We start from the raw sequence: 16,697 nt of genomic DNA, 5'->3' as shown, positions 1-16,697 counted from the left end.
GTAATATGGGGGTGCTGAGTGCCGGATGGCAGTTTCAGGATACGGAATACAGTATGTGGAATAGTACTGGTTTTTGTAATGGTCTTTATTCCAGGTGTCCTTTTCGGGGAGGAAAATTCTGCTGATGTCCTGAGCAGAGTTCAATTAACCTACAAGGGTGTGAGTGATCTTACCTCTGATTTTGTGCAGCAAAGCTACATAAAGGGTTTTGATGCCAGGAACTTCAGGGGGAAGTTATATCTGAAAAAGCCAGGACAGGTCAGATGGGATTATACAAAACCAGTTAAGCAGAATATCGTTATAAACGGCGACAAGATTATTCTCTATTTCCATGAGCAGAAACAGGCCATTATACAGAAGGTCTCAGCCCACCCTGATGCTGAACCAGCCATGGGACTGTTGTCCAATATAGAAAAATGGGACGAGGATTTTATTATAACAGTTCAAAATATCTCAGGCGGCCTTGCCAGGCTCAAACTTATTCCCAGGAAAAAAATGATGGTTAAAGAGGTTGTTGCAGAGATAGATAAGGAAACATCGTATATTAACAAACTAATCCTATACGAGATCAGCGGCAATAAGGTTTCCTTTAATTTTTCAGGGATAAAGATTAACAGCGGGATTAAAGGCAGCCTGTTTGAGTTTAAGATACCGGCTGGCACTGAGGTGCTGGAGTACTGACAGAGGAGGGTTTAGATGGCATCGGATAATTCATTTGACATTGTTTCAAAAATAGATATGCAGGAGGTAAAGAATGCTATAGACCAGGCGTTGAAGGAGGTCGGTCAGAGATTCGATTTTAAAGGGAGCAAGAGCGACGTTAAACTTGAAGAAAAGGATAATGAGATAGTAGTAAGTTCTGATGATGAGTATAAATTAAAGAGCCTTATTGATATACTGCAGGCTAAACTGGTAAAAAGGGGGATTTCGCTGAAGGCATTAACATACGGGAAGATTGAGTCTGCCCTCGGCGGCACAGCCAGGCAGAGTATTAAGCTGCAGCAGGGTATCCCGTCGGATAAGGCAAAAGAGATCGTCAAGGCTATAAAGGAGACCAAGCTTAAGGTTCAGTCACAGATACAGGGGGATCAGCTCAGGGTATCAGGAAAAAACAGGGATGACCTTCAGTCTGTAATCAAACTCCTTCGTGAGAGTGACTTTGGGATAGATATGCAGTTCATAAACTACAGGTGAGCTGTCATGAGCCCTTCGACTGTTCGACAAGCTCACCGCTCCGGGCTCGCCAGGGGTCATGAAAAACGTTATTCCCGCGTAAGCGGGAATCCAGGCCGGGGCCTGGTTCTGGATTCCCACTTGTGTGGGAATGACGGGTGAAAAATCATGCTGGGACAGGTTCCGTGGGAATGACGGGTGAATAGAAGCATTTTCAGGTGAACCGTCATGAGCCCTTCGACTGTTCGACAAGCTCACAGCTCTGGGCTCGCAAGGGGTCATGAAAAACGTCATTCCCGCGTAAGCGGGAATCCAGACTGGGGTCTGGTTCTGGATTCCCACTTGCGTGGGAATGACGGGTGAAAAATCATGCTGGGACAGGTTCCGTGGGAATGACGGGTACTTAGGAGTATTTTCGAGTGAAATCTATATCCTTCTGAATGCTGCATCAGCTGCCTTAATCGTCTTCTCAATATGTTCTTCTGTATGTGCCGTTGAAAGAAATATAGCCTCGAACTGAGACGGCGCCAGGTAAATCCCTGATTCCAGCATGGAGTTAAAATACTTACCAAAGGCAGCGGTGTCCGAACCCCTTGCAGTTTCATAGTCTGTGACAGGGCCTTTGGTGAAGAAGGTGCATAGCATGCTTCCCACCCTCGTATGAAATGCCGGCACACCCGCACCAGTGGCCGCTTCTTTGAGACCCTCTGACAACTGTTCTGAAAGCCTGTTCAATCTTTCATATGTCCCGGGCTTAGAGAGTATCTTTAAAGTTTCAATACCTGCTGTCATCGCGAGTGGGTTTCCTGAGAGTGTTCCCGCCTGGTATACAGGACCGAGGGGCGCTATCTTTTCCATTATTTCTTTTTTGCCGCCATATGCCCCTACAGGAAGACCGCCCCCTATTACCTTTCCAAGGCATGTAAGGTCCGGGGTGATGCCATATAGTTCCTGAGCTCCGCCGTAAGCGACTCTGAATCCGCTCATGACTTCATCAAATATCAGAAGGACACCGAACTGCTGGGAAATATCCCTCAGGAACATAAGATACCCCTTCTCCGGAGGTACTACGCCCATATTACCAGGGACGGGTTCCACAATTATGCATGCAACGTCATCTCCGCAGTTTTCCATTACATCTTCCAGTGCGTCAGTATTGTTAAATGGAATAGTTATGGTGTTTTTGGCAAAATCAACAGGCACACCGAGGCTGTCGGGGACACCAAGTGTTGCAGCGCCTGAACCGGCCTTTACGAGGAGGCTGTCTGCATGTCCGTGGTAGCAACCTTCAAATTTGATAATCTTGTCCCTCTTCGTATATCCCCTTGCAAGCCTGATGGCGCTCATGGTTGCCTCAGTGCCGGAATTAACCAGTCTGATTAATTCCATAGATGGATACGCATCCCTGACCATTCCCGTCAATTCTATCTCAAGGGCTGTCGGCGCCCCGAAACTGGTACCCTTTGTAATTGCCTCTGTTAAGGCCCTCGTGACCTCAGGGTGTGTGTGGCCTGCAATCATAGGACCCCATGACAGGACATAGTCAATATACTCATTACCATCTGCATCATATAAGAGACAGCCCGATGCCCTGTCAATAAATATTGGCTGTCCCCCTACGGCCCTGAATGCCCTGACCGGACTATTGACTCCGCCTGGCATTAGTTTTTGTGCTCTCTCAAACAACGCTAATGATTTGTCTCTCTTCATCAGACCTCCAGTTTTTTCTTGTGGAAAAACGAATAATGATGCTAAAATTTATATCATTAAAGTCAGATAGGGTTCAAGTCTAAACATGACTATTGAAAAAGTATTTGGTTCTATACAACAAATCGTTAAGGGTATGGAAGATCTGTATCAAGGTCTTCTCGAGCATTTCTACGACAATGTCGGATACAGGACTTTGTGGGAGGAGATGCTGCAGGGTGAAGAAAATCAGACTGATTTATTGAACAGATGCATTTCTATTATGCCCACCATACCCCATACCTCTTCAGCAATTGTAGGCAGGGATGTTAATTATGATGAAATACTGATGATTATTCAAAGATACAGGCAGGAGATTAAAGACGGTCTTGACATTAATCGTGCCTTAAAGATCGCCTTTTATTTAGAGGTACTTGAAATACAGGGTATCTTCAATGAAATTATCAAATTGCCGCAGGAACCGTATTTCGATATTCTCACTGAGATGCATCTTGAGACCCGCAGGAATATGGGAAATCTTGTTTCAGGGATTGAAGCCTATTCATATGACGAAGAATTTCTTCACAAAGTCCGGGAACTTAAGTCATGTATTGTTGAAAGACGTTCCGGTACAGACAGGAGGGGAGGAAATGCCCCTGCCGGGAGCCCTGACCGGCGAAATAGTGACAGAAGGCATGAACGGCTTGTCAAAATAACCTGCAGATTGTAACCTTAATCTATTCACCGGTTTGTCCGAAATAGTAGCGTGTTCACGTTATAAAAATCCTTTTTTTATTTGGGTTAAAAGTGTATGTCATCGAAGAAGATCCCTATACAGAAACTCAAGACAGGCATGTTTGTTGAAGGGCTTGACCGTCCATGGATAGACACCCCGTTTTTCTTTCATAAAAAATTAATAAAGAACCAGGTTCAGATTGACAAGATGGTCAGTTCCGGGATTCAGTATGTAACGATAAATACGGATAAAGGGGAAGATATTGAGGATAAACCGGTCCTGGATACAAATGAAAAGTCGCATCTCTCTTCCGCACCCCCAAGGGAACCGCTGAGACCTTCTGTATTGCCTGAGAATACTGATCCTCTGAAGGTTGAGGAAGAATTGCCGAGGGCAAGGGAAATCAAAAGTAATGTTACAAATGTCGTAAAGAGTGTATTTAATGATGTAAGGATGGGAAAGGCAATTGAGGTCAAGGCCGTGAAGGAGCAGGTTGGAGATATCGTTGACAGTGTAATCAGGAACAGGGATGCATTGTTGTGTCTGACCAACCTTAAGGATTATGATGATTATACATTCATGCATTGTGTAAATATCAGCATTCTTGCAGTGTCGTTTGCGCGTCACATCGGGATGTCAAAGACGCAATTGGAGAATATAGGATTTGGCGGAATATTACATGATATAGGAAAGACGATGATTCCTGAAAGCATCCTGAACAAACCTGGAAAGTATACGGAGGCCGAATACGGGATAATGAAGCGTCATGTGTCATTGGGTGGTGAGATATTGCGAAAGTATGATAACATACCGGAAGAGGCCATGCTGGTTGCAATGCAGCACCATGAACGGTTTAATGGATCAGGCTATCCTCACGGTCTATCCGGCAGCCATATAAGCCGTGAGGGACAGATTGCAAGTATATCAGATGTATACGATGCGCTGACATATGAAAGGGTGTATCATAAGGCTGCAACCTGTCATGCAACAGTCAGGAGATTGTATGAATGGGGAGATACACTTTTTGACAAGGCCCTGGTAGAACGGTTTGTGCAGTGTATTGGCATATACCCGTTTAACTCATTGGTGGAATTAAATACCGGACAGTGCGGAATAGTCATGTCTGTAAATCATGTGAGTTTATTGCGGCCCCGGGTTTTTATAATACTGGATAGGGATAAGAAGGTACAAAAACCTGTTGAAATTGATTTGGCAGTAGAGAAAAATGATAAGGGGGAATTTGCCTATTCGATCGTGAAAGAACTAGATCCTGCTGCCTATGGAATTGATGTAAACCAGTTTACTGATATTCCAGTGTCTGATGCGGTAAAATGAAAGGCGGGATGCGTATGCCCCGCCTTTTTCAAAAATATAAAAGTTATTTTGCGGTTAAGCGTTCGTATTTTGCCTGAAGTTCGTCTTTTGATTCCTTACGGTTTGGATCCGGTACAATGCAATTATCCACCGGGCATACTGCAACACACTGTGGTTCATCATAATGTCCCACACATTCGGTACATTTATCAGGGTCTATTATATAAATATCCCCTTCACTTATTGCCTCATTAGGACACTCCGGTAAACAGGCAGCACAGGCAATACATTCTTCATTAATAAGCAGCGCCATACATCTTACTCCTTTCTTAAAAATAAGTGATTCTTAAAGAGAATACTAACATTTATAAAATTCTTTTGTCAATAAATTATTTTGCAGACAATTGTCCACTGAACCGTTCCAAAATTATCTTCATATTATCAGGCAGGGGTGGTTCAAACTCCATGTATTTCCCTGTGACCGGATGTGTAAAGCCAAGTCTCATCGCATGCAGCATAAGCCGGTCTATCATAATGTTCCCGAGTTTTGAATAGCCCCTTCCTCCATAAAAACTGTCACCTGCAACAGGGTGATTGAGATGTGCGAGATGTACCCTCAACTGGTGGGTCCTGCCTGTCTCTGGCCTTAATTCCAGAAGGCTTGCATTCTTAAAACGTTTTATTACCCTGTAGAGTGTTTTTGCGTGTTTGGGTTTTATCGTACGGGATGAGAACTTCTTTCTGTCCTTTGTATCCCTGCCAATGGGCAGGTCAATCTCACCCCTGTTTTTTTTCATCACACCCTGAACGAGGGCGATGTACACCTTGTTGACCGTACGATCCTTAAACTGTTTTGATAAGTGACGGTGCACAAGGTCACTCTTGGCAATAACAAGGACACCGGATGTGTCTTTATCCAACCTGTGCACAATGCCAGGCCTCTCACGGCCTCCTATCCCCTTTAAGTCCTTACAGTGATGAAGAAGGGCATGTACAAGGGTGCCGCTGTAATGACCCGGTGAAGGATGCACAACCATTCCCGAAGGCTTATTTACTATCAGGAGATGCTCATCCTCATAAACTATATTAATCGGGATAGCCTCTGGTTCCAAAGGGAGGGGTGTTGGCCCTGGGATTTCTATCTTTATCTCATCGTCAGGACGGATCTTGTAATTTGCCTTAACCGGTTCGCTATTAACCGTAATCAGTTTTAATTTAAGCAGCTTCTGAACAGTGGTCCGTGAAAGTGGCAGGAGATTTGTTACGTACTGGTCAATCCTTTTGGCGTCGCTGTAAGGAGATACCCTTAGTATCTTCACTATAGGCATAATTTCTATTTTTTTTCTGAGATCCGGTTCTCCCTGGTAAAGATGACATAGAGCATCTGGCGGGCATTTGCATTATTTCTTTCAATGGTAAGGATTTCCTGATAGGCGTTTTTTGCCTCAGTTAATTCACCCATCTCAAAAAAGAGCCTGCCGGTTAACTCATAAGCCTCTATATAAGACGGGTCTTCTTCAGTTGCATATATTGCGTAATTTAATGCCTTTTTTTTATCCCCTTTTTTGTCAAAGGCAGAGGCAATGTTAAAGAGGAGCTCAGGGGAAGGTTCATCGGTCATCTTTTCGAGATACAGATAAATCTTTAGCGCATCCCGTACCCTTCCCTGTGCAAGGTAGATATTGCCAAGAAGAAAGTTGCAGGATGCATCCAGCGGATCAGCAGCCAGTGCCTGCTGCACTACCTCATGGGCAGCATCAACATGACCCAGTTGCAGGTATATATCCGCAAGTTCACAATGAGCGTCTACCTGATCCGGGTATAACTCACACGATCTCTTAAGATACTGAACGGCCCTTAGCCAGTTACCTTCCTCGAGCGTCATAATTGCCTTACTTAATAATCTTTCCCATGCCTTATTCACTCTGAAATACTCCTTCAAACATTCAGGATGCGTCCTTTTTCGGTAAATAGAATTGCCGCAACGAGAATTACAGTGCCAATTGTTATGGCAGAGTCTGCAATATTAAACGCAGGCCAATGATATCGTCCCCAGTGGAAATCGAGGAAGTCTACGACCATCTGAAACCTTGCACGGTCTATAAGATTTCCGGCTGCCCCTCCAAGTATCATGGCAACAGGTATAAGAATGATGTTATCCCTTTCTCTGATCTTTATGTACATATAGAAAAAGAGGGCGCAGGCAATTAAAGAGATTCCGATTAGTATTATCATCCGTGCTGTTTCACTAATGTTTCCGAAAAGACCAAATGCCGCCCCTGGATTGAAGATATAAGTGATATTAAAGAATCCAGGTATTACCTCAATAGGATTGTGAAGTGTCAGCATATGTTGTACTGCATACTTGGATAACTGATCTACTATAGTAACCCCGCCGGCCACTACTGTCAATAGCAAGTATTTATTCATGAGCTTAATGCTTCTGCACAGCGGCTGCAAACTGACGGATGTCCTGTGTCCTGCCCGACTGAATCACTGTAATTCCAGCAGCGGCTGCATTTTATGCCTTGCGCCCTTGATACCTTTACTGACAGCCCATTGATCTCACTGCTCTGAAATATATCCGGAGGCGGCGGGTTGTTATGAGTTGTTACAGAAGAGACAATAAAGAATGATACAAGCCCACTTGAATTGCCCTCCAGAAATGAGTGCAGCTCCTCATCTGAAAATATGTCAACATGCGCCTCTAAAGAGTGCCCTATGAGCCTGTCCTTGCGTGCAATCTCGAGCGCTTTGGCCACTTCACCCCTGACCTTCAGCAGTCTGACCCACTTTTCATCCAGATCCTCATTGACATATGACTGATTGATTTCAGGGAAAAAACTCAGGTGAACGCTCTCTGTTAATTCATCACTATTTATTTTTGTGACATATCCCCATACTTCATCGGCTGTAAAAGAGAGTACAGGCGCCATGAGCTTTACAATTGCAGTCAGAATTTGATAGATCGTAAACTGGGCGGCGCGTCGTCCTTTCGAGTCCTTATGAAATGTGTACAGCCGGTCCTTTAGAATATCGAGATAGATAGCGCTCATGTCAACCAGACAGAAGTTATGCAGTGCATGAAAGACCGCGTGAAATTCAAAATCTGCGTATGCCTTTTTCACACGTCCGGTAAGTTTTTGCAATCTGTGAAGCGCCCACCTGTCTATCTCCTGCAGTTCATCAACTGATATCTGATTGAGGTGAGGATTAAAGTCAGTTAGATTTCCGAGGAGGAACCTGCAGGTATTCCTGATCCTTCTGTAGGCCTCAGTAAGCTGGACAAGTATATCTTTTGATATCCTTATATCGTCCCTGTAATCCTCTGCAGCAACCCACAGCCTTAGTATCTCAGCCCCGTATTGATTTATGACCTCCTGCGGTGCGATCACATTGCCTGCAGACTTGGACATCTTTCTTCCGCTTCCGTCAACGACAAACCCGTGAGTCAGGACAGACCTGTACGGGGCCTTGTTGCGTGTGCCTATTGCTTCGAGCAATGAACTGTGGAACCACCCCCTGTGCTGGTCACTCCCTTCGAGATACATATCTGCCGGCCAGGAAAGCCCAGGATTTTTCTCGAGGACAGCGGCGTGGCTGACGCCTGAATCAAACCACACATCAAGTATGTCCATCTCGCGTTCCCATTCCCTGCCGCTGCACTTTGTGCAGGATATTTCACCAGGCAGGAGTTTTTCCGTATCAGCAGAGAACCATATATCTGCTCCGTGTCCTTCAGCAAGCCCTGCCACATGATCAACCACTTTTTTGTCAAGCAGTAAATGACCGCATTTCTTGCATGTAAAGGCGATGATCGGGACACCCCATGTCCTCTGTCTTGATATGCACCAGTCAGGTCTGACAGAAATCATCCCGTGAATCCTGTCCCTCCCCCATCTCGGGATCCACGAGACAGATTCAATGGCCTCCAGCGCCTTCTTCCTCAGGTCACCCGTTTCCATGGATATGAACCACTGCTCAGTGGCGCGGAATATAACCGGCTTCTTACAGCGCCAGCAATGCGGATAGGAGTGGGATATCTTCTCTTCTTTCAGAAGCACGCCAAGCTCCTGCATCTTTTCTACTATGAATTTATTTGCCTCAAAGACCTGCATGCCTGCAAAGTATGGGACATCAGCGGCAAATCTCCCCCTGCTGTCAACAGGCGAATAAATGTCAAGGCCGTATTTGAGCCCTGTTTCATAGTCCTCTTCACCATGACCAGGTGCTGTGTGAACACATCCGGTGCCCTGATCGAGTGTAACGTAATCTCCATGAACAATGATAGAATCTCTGGAGATAAAGGGGTGAGACAATATGACGCCTTCAAGCACAGACCCCTTAAATTCAGTTAGAACTGATGCTGCAGGATTACCTGTTTTTTCGAGGAATGATGGAAGTAAATCCCTGGCCATGATGAGTACGTCACCGTTAATATCTGCGGCAACATAGGTAAAGTTAGCATGGAGGCACACCGCCAGATTTGCAGGGAGCGTCCATGGTGTGGTCGTCCATATAACGACTGAGACGCCTCTTCCTTTAAGCGCGGGGATGCGTTCATCAATGCCAGACTTGTGCGGAAATTTCACATATACCGAAGGCGAAGTGTCATCGGCATATTCGACCTCTGCCTCTGCAAGCGCTGTCTCACATGACATGCACCAGAGCACAGGTTTCTTTCTTTTGTACACGCCGCCGTTTTCCACAAACCTTCCGAACTCCCGTATAATCGTGGCCTCATATGAGTGGGCCAGCGTCAGATATGGAGAATCCCACTCCCCAAATATACCAAGCCGCCTGAACTCCTCACGCTGAATATTCACATACTTTTCTGCATACTCACGGCACAGTTTTCTTATGTCATGCCGGCTCATCTCTTTTTTCTTAGGGCCAAGCTGCTTATCCACCTGATGTTCTATAGGAAGGCCGTGGCAGTCCCACCCAGGTATGTATGGAGAATCAAACCCCTCCATGGTCTTTGATCTGATGATTATGTCTTTCAGGATTTTATTCAGGGCGTGTCCGATATGGATGTTACCGTTGGCATACGGCGGCCCGTCATGAAGTATGTATTTCTTTTTACCCCTGCGCTGTACTCTTAGTTTTCCGTAAGTATTTTCTGTCTTCCATCTCTCAAGCATCACCTCTTCCATCTTAGTGAGGTTAGCCTTCATGGGAAAGTCGGTCTGAGGCAGGTTGAGCGTGTCTTTGTAGTCTTTTTCCATAGAGTGTGCAGCGCCTGATTTTCAGCGCAATCATAACACCTGCTGCGCAGGGGTGTCAAGGATTGGATCGTATTGAAAACAGTGGTCCTGTTATTGCTTCACTGTGACATACAGGGCATTTCCCCGGTTTCTTTAGCCTGTCCCTTTTTCTGAATACAAAATCGCATTTCTTGCATTCTGCAGGGGTTACTATAAGCTGGTAATTGTTTGTGCGACTTGCCCTCTGTATATGCTCAAGATGTTCATAAACCTCTTTTTCTCCTATCTTGACAATACCGGATATTTCCCGGGCTGAAAGGGTCCGGCCTTCAAGGATTGCTATCATCTGCTTACGGATAGTCTCATGCCGTTCTGAGGGGACAAGAGGTTCTTTAGGTTTCTGCAATCGCCTGTATCTCCACTCGCTTCCTGTACTTGACCTTACTTCCTGTCTGAGGACAGTAACGCCGAAGCCGAAGGTGATGGTGTCGGGCTTTGTGTTGGGTCAGGCGCGCTGTAAATCGTCGCCTGCACCGTTTTGTGGGCCATCCGCCTTCTCGTTTCTGATAATGATCTTTGGATACATGGTCTCATCTTCCTTCTTCAACCCTTTCACCGGAAATCTTTCCTTTGCAAGAAGCAAGGCGATCATGGTCTTGCTATCCCTGATCTTACCGCTTAATACCATATCCAAAGCGTTTGCAAAAGGAAGTTTCACTATCTCGATATACTCATCCTCTTCAGGATCGTGTTTACAGGGCGTTAATTGAGTGGCCAGATAAATATGCAATAACTCCGTACAAAAACCGGGGGTGCTAAAGAACTCCCCTATCTTCTCCATCTTCCCGGCCTCAAAGCCTGTCTCCTCCTTCAATTCACGCCTGGCGCAGGACTCAGGCTCCTCGTTCTCATTAATCCTGCCGGCCGGTAACTCCCATATAATGCCACCGGCTGCATGCCGGTACTGACGGATCAATATGATATTGCCGTCATCATGGACAGGCAGTGCACAGGCCCCGCCTGGGTGTCTGATGATCTCCAGATCAACACTCCGCCCATCAGGCAGCGAGGCTCTTTCAAGATTCAACTGCAAAACCCTTCCAGTGAATACATTCTTGATCATCATGTAAACAGAGGCAAATCCTTGTAATTTCCTGATAACCCTTATGACTACTTGCTAATCTACTGATTTTGGTAATTTAAGTCAACCTTGACTCCCCTTTTTCATATATTCAGGGATTAAAGTAAACCTGTCTGATACCCTAACATATTTTGTCCAGTTTCAGGGGTGCAGTCCATCCTGCGTCAATATCGCTATCACAGTTGCTTAAGTCATTTTCTATTCCACGCGGATTAGTTAGCCTGCCTTCTGGGTCATAAACAAAACATGTTAACCTTCTGCACTGTGGAGGTTTCTTGTATTTAGCAATATCTATGATAAAATTTTAATGGAGTGTATGGAGGCTTTTCTTAACTCATCTCTATTATACTGGTTTTATTCTGCAATTTCAGATTGCTGGCATTTTGGGAAATGGTACATTACAAAAGTTCCTATTGGATTTAATCAGATGGGTGTAGAAATGAAATCAAAGACGAAATTGGCAAGGTGCTGGCAAGGCATTACGGCTTCACAAACGAGGAGCTGGACTTCATCATCAATTACGACATAAGATACCGTATGGGCAAGGAACTTGATGGCGAAGATGAATAATAAAACGAATTAAGGGGAGGTAAGATAAACATGAATCCACTATTACAACGTATTTCTGTTGATCCAAAGGTCTGCTTCGGCAAGCCATGCATTCGGGGCACGCGCATCTGGGTATCCCTGATCCTGGATTTCCTGGCAAACGGTATGACTGTTGAGGAAGTCCTCGCAGAATATCCCCACCTGACAGAAGAAGATATCAGGGCTGCCATTGCATATGGCGCGGAAATGTCCAGGGAACGATATGTTGAAATACCGGTCGAGACTAAAAGATGAAATTCAAACTTGATGAGAACTTTGGAAGCCGGACTCAGGAAATATTCCGTACAGAAGGTCACGATGTTCAGACAGTCCGGGACGAGGCATTGCAGGGATGTGAAGACAGACATCTCTATGAAGTATGTTGTGCTGAAAAACGTTGCTTTGTAACGTTGGATCTTGATTTTGCAGATATCACTCGTTTTTCACCATCTGAAACAAGCGGCATTGTTGTCATTCGTGTCCCGAGAAATCCGACACTTGCTTTGCTGGAACAATTGGTGCGGCAGTTTCTTAACGCACTTTCCAGAATGCCAGTAGAAAAGGACCTGTGGATTATTGAAATCGGCCGTATCCGTGTACATCAGACAGAATCAGGACAGGATTAGAATTACACTGAGCTGGACTTCATCATCAATTACGACATAAATACTGCATGGGCAAAGAACTTGATAGTGAGGATGAAGGCAATATTCATTACCAGGCACAACCTACCCCGAACTCATAGTTGCTGAAGGAGAGACATAATATAATACGCAAGCAGATTGAAAATACCATTGAGATGTTACGAACGGCTGCAAGAGATTTAACCAATTTAGTTAACAGGGCGATTCGCGAAAAGATTGGCATCACCGAAAAAACAAATGGGCAAATGTTGCAGGTTGCGCAGAAAAAATAAAGCTATTTGAGTAAACAGAGAAGCTTATCAATTGATAAGAAATTTAAGTCTTATGTAACTTGAAAATCCCTCACAACTTAAAAAGTTATATAACTCTTTGAAAAATGGCAAATTCTTTATGTAACTGAAATGACAGGATTTGAAAGGTTTCACAATTATGAAATCAAATTGACTTTAAAGCCCATTTGTTGGTATCTTGATCTTGTATTTTAGGACAGTCACATTAAATAAGGAGGTGTTTACAATGCCTATACGTAAAGCAGCTGCTGTGTGGGAAGGAAATCTCAAAGATGGCAAGGGCCGGATGAAACTCGGGAGCGGTGCCTTTGAAGGTGCATACTCCTTTTCATCCAGGTTCGAAGAAGGGACAGGGACAAACCCGGAGGAATTAATCGGGGCAGCCCTGGCAGGGTGTTTCTCAATGGCGCTGGCTAACGGCCTTGCACAAGCCGGCTTTACACCGAGGCGAATTAATACAAATGCGTCAGTCAAAATTGAAAAGCTCGAAGAGGGTTTTAGGATTACCTTGATAACTCTTGATACAGAGGCTGATGTCCCGGGGATAAGTGAGCAGGCCTTCATTGAAAAGGCCGAGACCACCAAAAAATCCTGTCCTGTATCCAGGGCACTGACTGGTACTGAGATTAAGCTGCAGGCAAGACTTACTGCATAGCGGGTTCGAAGATTCTATATTAATAAGCAGGTTAACAGAAGGGCTTATTATGGCATACGAACTTGTGCACAGGACTGATAAAAAGGTCTCTGCAGGGAGGTACTACCCACTCGGCGCTACCCCTGCAATAGGCGGTGTAAATTTTGCTATATACTCACAGCATGCATCTGAGGTTTTTCTACTCCTCTTTGATACCCCGGCTGGGGACCCTACGGATATAATCAGGCTTGAGAACAGGACAAGGTACATCTGGCATGCATTTGTTCATGGTATCAAGCCAGGTCAGCTTTATGGATACAAGATCAGGGGCTACTTTGACCCGCGCCATGGGATGAGGTTCAATGAGAATAAACTCCTGATAGACCCGTACTCTAAAGCATTAACCGGCAAGTTCATCAATAAAGATAACCTCCTCCTGGCATACAACCCTGATTCGAATGAAAGAGACTTATCCCTTGACAGCCGTGACAACACCGGCATTGTCCCGAAGTCTATTGTAACAGATGACAGATTTGACTGGAAAGGCGATATGCGGCTTGATATCCCTTTTGAAAGGATGATCATTTATGAGGTTCATCTTAAGGGTTTTACTGCGCATAAATCATCCGGTGTAAAAGAGCCTGGCACTTATATGGGTTTTATTGAGAAGATACCTTATCTAAAGGAACTCGGGATAAATGCAGTAGAGTTTTTGCCGTTGCAGGAATTTTATATTGATGATTTTCTTACAAACAAGGGGCTGACCAACTACTGGGGATATAACACAATAGGCTTTTTTGCGCCTGAGTCATCCTACAGTACAGGAAGTTTCCCCGGCTGTCAGGTTAATGAGTTCAAGACCATGGTGCGGGAACTTCATGCAGCAGGGATTGAAGTAATCATGGATGTGGTTTATAACCATACAAGCGAGGGGAATGAGTTCGGCCCCACAGTATGCTTCAAAGGGATTGATAACCCCACGTATTACTGCCTTACCGGCGGCCCTTCAGACCCCTATCGTTATTACATGAATTACACGGGCTGCGGCAACAGCCTTAACCTTTCAAACACCCACGTGATACGGTTAGTGATGGACTCACTGCGTTACTGGGTTGAGGTGATGCATGTGGATGGTTTCAGGTTTGACCTTGCCTCGGTCCTGGGAAGGGAGGGGGGCATGTTTCAGAGTTCGGCCTCATTCTTTGATGCCATATCCCAGGACCCGGTTCTGAACAGGATAAAGCTGATAGCAGAGCCATGGGATTTGGGGACATATCAGGTTGGAAACTTCCCTGTTGACTGGTCTGAATGGAACGGCAGGTTCAGGGATACGATGAGAAAGTTTGGGAAGGGGGATGCGGGTCAGGTAAGGGAACTGGGTTACAGATTAACAGGTTCGGCAGACCTTTATGGAGATGACGGGAGGTCTCCGTACAACAGTGTAAATTTTATTACATGCCATGACGGTTTCACCCTGAATGACCTTGTGACCTATAATTTCAAACATAATGAGGAGAACCTTGAGAATAATAACGACGGATCTAACGACAACAATTCATGGAATTGCGGTGCTGAGGGGGAGAGTGCCGATGAAGGCATTATCAGGCTCAGGAAGCAGCTTGTAAAGAATTATATCTGTTGCCTGCTCTTCTCATCCGGCGTGCCAATGGTACTCGGCGGGGATGAGTTCATGAGGACACAACACGGGAATAATAATGCATACTGTCAGGATAATGAGATAAGCTGGTTTGACTGGGAGGAGACAAAGAAGAATGCCGGCATACTTGAATTTTTTAAAAAGGCCGTTGCCTTTACAAAAAAATATACCATCCTTCAGAGGCGGAAGTTTTTGCTCGGCAGGGACCTCAATGCCAATAACATCCCCGATATTACGTGGTTTGGAAAAGATGGCGGTAAACCGTCATGGGATGACCCTGATCTCCGTACATTATGCTACAGGCTTGACGGTGGTGAGGTAAAATCGCGACTGGGAAACTATCAGCTCTTCATTATCCTGAATGCTGATTTCAATACGCAGGATATTAAAATCCCGGAGATTGAGGAGGGAATGAAATGGTACAGGGTGATTGACACGAGCCTTGAGAGCGGTGAAGACTTTGCTGATGTCGGCAAAGAGATACTGTTCAATCCATCCGGTTATTACCCCATTAATCCGAGGAGCACAGTAGTCCTGGTGGGGAGGTAAGGCTGCTGGTTATTTCATGTCTTTCCTATTCAGGGCATAGGAAAACCTGAAAAACTCAAGCATCAGCTATCCGGTTGCTGGTCAAGGCGCATAGATGAGGAACACCGCCTTGTCTATCAGGTATTGGATGAAAAGATCCGGATACTATCGTGCAGGTATCACTACTAAATTGGACTATTATTGTGTGACTTAAATGTAGTAATAAATAAGGAGACACCAAATAGTTGTCTTGCCCAGGAACCCAAGTTTTATCAAGGGATTAACCGGCTCGTTGAGGGTCTTAAGAATTACCTTGTTGCCATGATGTGTGCAGAAAAGGATCCTATTGTGTGCCATAGGACAATTATAATCTGTAGAAATCTGCGCTCTAAAGACATCGAAATCAAATATATTCTTGGAGATGGCAAGATAGAAAATAATGTTGACTTTGAACATAGACTTTTGGAGATGTCAAAGCTTCCCCAACATGATTTATTCAGAAGCGATAAAGATCTTATTGAGCAGGCATATGATTTTCAGGGTGAAAAGATTGTATATATGAGAAGTTCTTATGAGAAAGATAACAAGAATACAGGAGATATTGGACATAAAGCAGGCGCAGGCAGAGGTTAATGCAATTATTTACCATAGGGTTTACAAGAAAATCTGCGGAGAATTTCTTTAAGAAATTATGTAATGCGGGTGTGAAACGCGTAATAGATATACGTCTTAACATTGTTTCTCAATTAGCGGGATTTGCTAAAAAGGATGATTTGAGCTATTTTCTGAAAACCATCTGTGCCATAGAATATACCCATGTGCCTGATCTTGCTCCTACACAGGATATCCTGGATGAGTACAAAAAAATAAAGGTGACTGGGCGATATACGAAAAGAAGTTTGTTGAACTGATGATAAAAAGGGCGGTTGAGAATAAACTTTCCCGGGAATTATTTGATAATGCGTGCCTTTTATGCAGTGAAGATAAGCCTCATCATTGTCACCGTCGCCTTGTCGCCGAGCGCCTCAAGTCTATTTGGGGGGATATAGAGATAGAACATATTTTGTAAATCTCACGCTTCTGATAACTTCTATCTCAT

General features: G+C 44.7%; 19 protein-coding genes and 1 pseudogene. 11 read left to right on the top strand and 9 right to left on the bottom strand.

Annotated features, from left to right (window positions below; all coding sequences use genetic code 11):
* Positions 1 to 18: 18 nt before the first annotated feature.
* Together IT393_00305 and IT393_00300 are read left to right on the top strand one after the other, a co-directional pair.
* Entirely contained in the window at positions 19 to 681 is a 663-nt protein-coding gene (locus IT393_00305) for an outer membrane lipoprotein carrier protein LolA (protein MCC7201098.1), read from the top strand.
* A gap of 15 nt (positions 682 to 696) precedes the next feature.
* Positions 697 to 1,194: a YajQ family cyclic di-GMP-binding protein gene (locus tag IT393_00300; protein MCC7201097.1), complete on the top strand. Its 498-nt coding sequence runs from the start codon at positions 697 to 699 to the stop codon at positions 1,192 to 1,194.
* 405 nt (positions 1,195 to 1,599) lie between these two features.
* Here IT393_00300 and hemL read toward each other — a convergent pair whose 3' ends face one another.
* On the bottom strand, positions 1,600 to 2,883 hold the full coding sequence (gene hemL, locus IT393_00295; GenBank protein MCC7201096.1) for a glutamate-1-semialdehyde 2,1-aminomutase: 1,284 nt from the start codon (positions 2,881 to 2,883) through the stop codon (positions 1,600 to 1,602).
* Positions 2,884 to 2,968: 85 nt separating this feature from the next.
* Here hemL and IT393_00290 point away from each other — a divergent pair, with 85 nt between their 5' ends.
* Positions 2,969 to 3,589, top strand: coding sequence for a hypothetical protein (locus tag IT393_00290; protein ID MCC7201095.1), 621 nt, complete (start codon positions 2,969 to 2,971; stop codon positions 3,587 to 3,589).
* A gap of 81 nt (positions 3,590 to 3,670) precedes the next feature.
* Positions 3,671 to 4,930 (top strand): HD-GYP domain-containing protein, encoded by a 1,260-nt coding sequence (locus IT393_00285; protein MCC7201094.1) that lies wholly within the window; start codon positions 3,671 to 3,673, stop codon positions 4,928 to 4,930.
* Positions 4,931 to 4,973: 43 nt separating this feature from the next.
* On the opposite strand, the gene IT393_00280 is transcribed toward IT393_00285, so the two are convergent.
* The 8 genes from IT393_00280 to IT393_00245 form a co-directional block, all read right to left on the bottom strand.
* Complete coding sequence (locus IT393_00280; protein MCC7201093.1) at positions 4,974 to 5,222, bottom strand: YfhL family 4Fe-4S dicluster ferredoxin; 249 nt, start codon at positions 5,220 to 5,222, stop codon at positions 4,974 to 4,976.
* Positions 5,223 to 5,298: 76 nt separating this feature from the next.
* Positions 5,299 to 6,237 carry an RluA family pseudouridine synthase gene (locus IT393_00275; GenBank protein ID MCC7201092.1) on the bottom strand — a complete coding sequence of 313 codons (939 nt, stop codon included), beginning with the start codon at positions 6,235 to 6,237 and terminating at the stop codon, positions 5,299 to 5,301.
* A gap of 5 nt (positions 6,238 to 6,242) precedes the next feature.
* A complete protein-coding gene (locus IT393_00270) occupies positions 6,243 to 6,833 on the bottom strand; it encodes a tetratricopeptide repeat protein (protein MCC7201091.1) in 591 nt (196 codons plus the stop codon).
* Between the two features lie 14 nt (positions 6,834 to 6,847).
* Positions 6,848 to 7,339, bottom strand: coding sequence for a signal peptidase II (lspA, locus tag IT393_00265; GenBank protein MCC7201090.1), 492 nt, complete (start codon positions 7,337 to 7,339; stop codon positions 6,848 to 6,850).
* Entirely contained in the window at positions 7,336 to 10,137 is a 2,802-nt protein-coding gene (ileS, locus tag IT393_00260; protein ID MCC7201089.1) for an isoleucine--tRNA ligase, read from the bottom strand. The genes lspA and ileS overlap by 4 nt, the downstream gene beginning before the upstream one ends.
* A gap of 55 nt (positions 10,138 to 10,192) precedes the next feature.
* Positions 10,193 to 10,522 carry a transcriptional regulator gene (locus tag IT393_00255; GenBank protein ID MCC7201088.1) on the bottom strand — a complete coding sequence of 110 codons (330 nt, stop codon included), beginning with the start codon at positions 10,520 to 10,522 and terminating at the stop codon, positions 10,193 to 10,195.
* Between the two features lie 99 nt (positions 10,523 to 10,621).
* On the bottom strand, positions 10,622 to 11,242 hold the full coding sequence (locus IT393_00250; protein MCC7201087.1) for an NUDIX hydrolase: 621 nt from the start codon (positions 11,240 to 11,242) through the stop codon (positions 10,622 to 10,624).
* A gap of 136 nt (positions 11,243 to 11,378) precedes the next feature.
* A complete protein-coding gene (locus IT393_00245) occupies positions 11,379 to 11,555 on the bottom strand; it encodes a hypothetical protein (GenBank protein MCC7201086.1) in 177 nt (58 codons plus the stop codon).
* Positions 11,556 to 11,851: 296 nt separating this feature from the next.
* Here IT393_00245 and IT393_00240 point away from each other — a divergent pair, with 296 nt between their 5' ends.
* The 7 genes and pseudogenes from IT393_00240 (at position 11,852) to IT393_00210 (ending at position 16,667) form a co-directional block, all read left to right on the top strand.
* The gene (locus IT393_00240) at positions 11,852 to 12,100 is read left to right on the top strand and encodes a DUF433 domain-containing protein (protein ID MCC7201085.1); all 249 of its coding nucleotides are present in this window, start codon (positions 11,852 to 11,854) and stop codon (positions 12,098 to 12,100) included.
* A complete protein-coding gene (locus tag IT393_00235) occupies positions 12,097 to 12,471 on the top strand; it encodes a DUF5615 family PIN-like protein (protein MCC7201084.1) in 375 nt (124 codons plus the stop codon). Before IT393_00240 ends, IT393_00235 begins: the two co-directional genes overlap by 4 nt.
* A 534-nt stretch (positions 12,472 to 13,005) precedes the next feature.
* Entirely contained in the window at positions 13,006 to 13,434 is a 429-nt protein-coding gene (locus IT393_00230) for an OsmC family protein (protein MCC7201083.1), read from the top strand.
* A gap of 49 nt (positions 13,435 to 13,483) precedes the next feature.
* Positions 13,484 to 15,619, top strand: coding sequence for a glycogen debranching protein GlgX (glgX, locus tag IT393_00225; protein MCC7201082.1), 2,136 nt, complete (start codon positions 13,484 to 13,486; stop codon positions 15,617 to 15,619).
* A 27-nt stretch (positions 15,620 to 15,646) separates the two neighbouring features.
* Positions 15,647 to 15,787: a Txe/YoeB family addiction module toxin gene (locus tag IT393_00220; protein MCC7201081.1), complete on the top strand. Its 141-nt coding sequence runs from the start codon at positions 15,647 to 15,649 to the stop codon at positions 15,785 to 15,787.
* Positions 15,788 to 15,799: 12 nt separating this feature from the next.
* Positions 15,800 to 16,231, top strand: a complete 432-nt coding sequence (locus IT393_00215; GenBank protein MCC7201080.1) for a DUF488 family protein — start codon at positions 15,800 to 15,802, stop codon at positions 16,229 to 16,231.
* Positions 16,231 to 16,667 (top strand): annotated as a pseudogene (locus IT393_00210) (DUF488 domain-containing protein). Before IT393_00215 ends, IT393_00210 begins: the two are co-directional and overlap by 1 nt.
* Positions 16,668 to 16,697 lie beyond the last annotated feature (30 nt).

It is taken from the genome of Nitrospirota bacterium (genome assembly GCA_020851375.1).
Lineage (GTDB): Bacteria > Nitrospirota > 9FT-COMBO-42-15 > HDB-SIOI813 > HDB-SIOI813 > RBG-16-43-11.
This window is presented reverse-complemented; position numbering and strand designations above follow the sequence as displayed.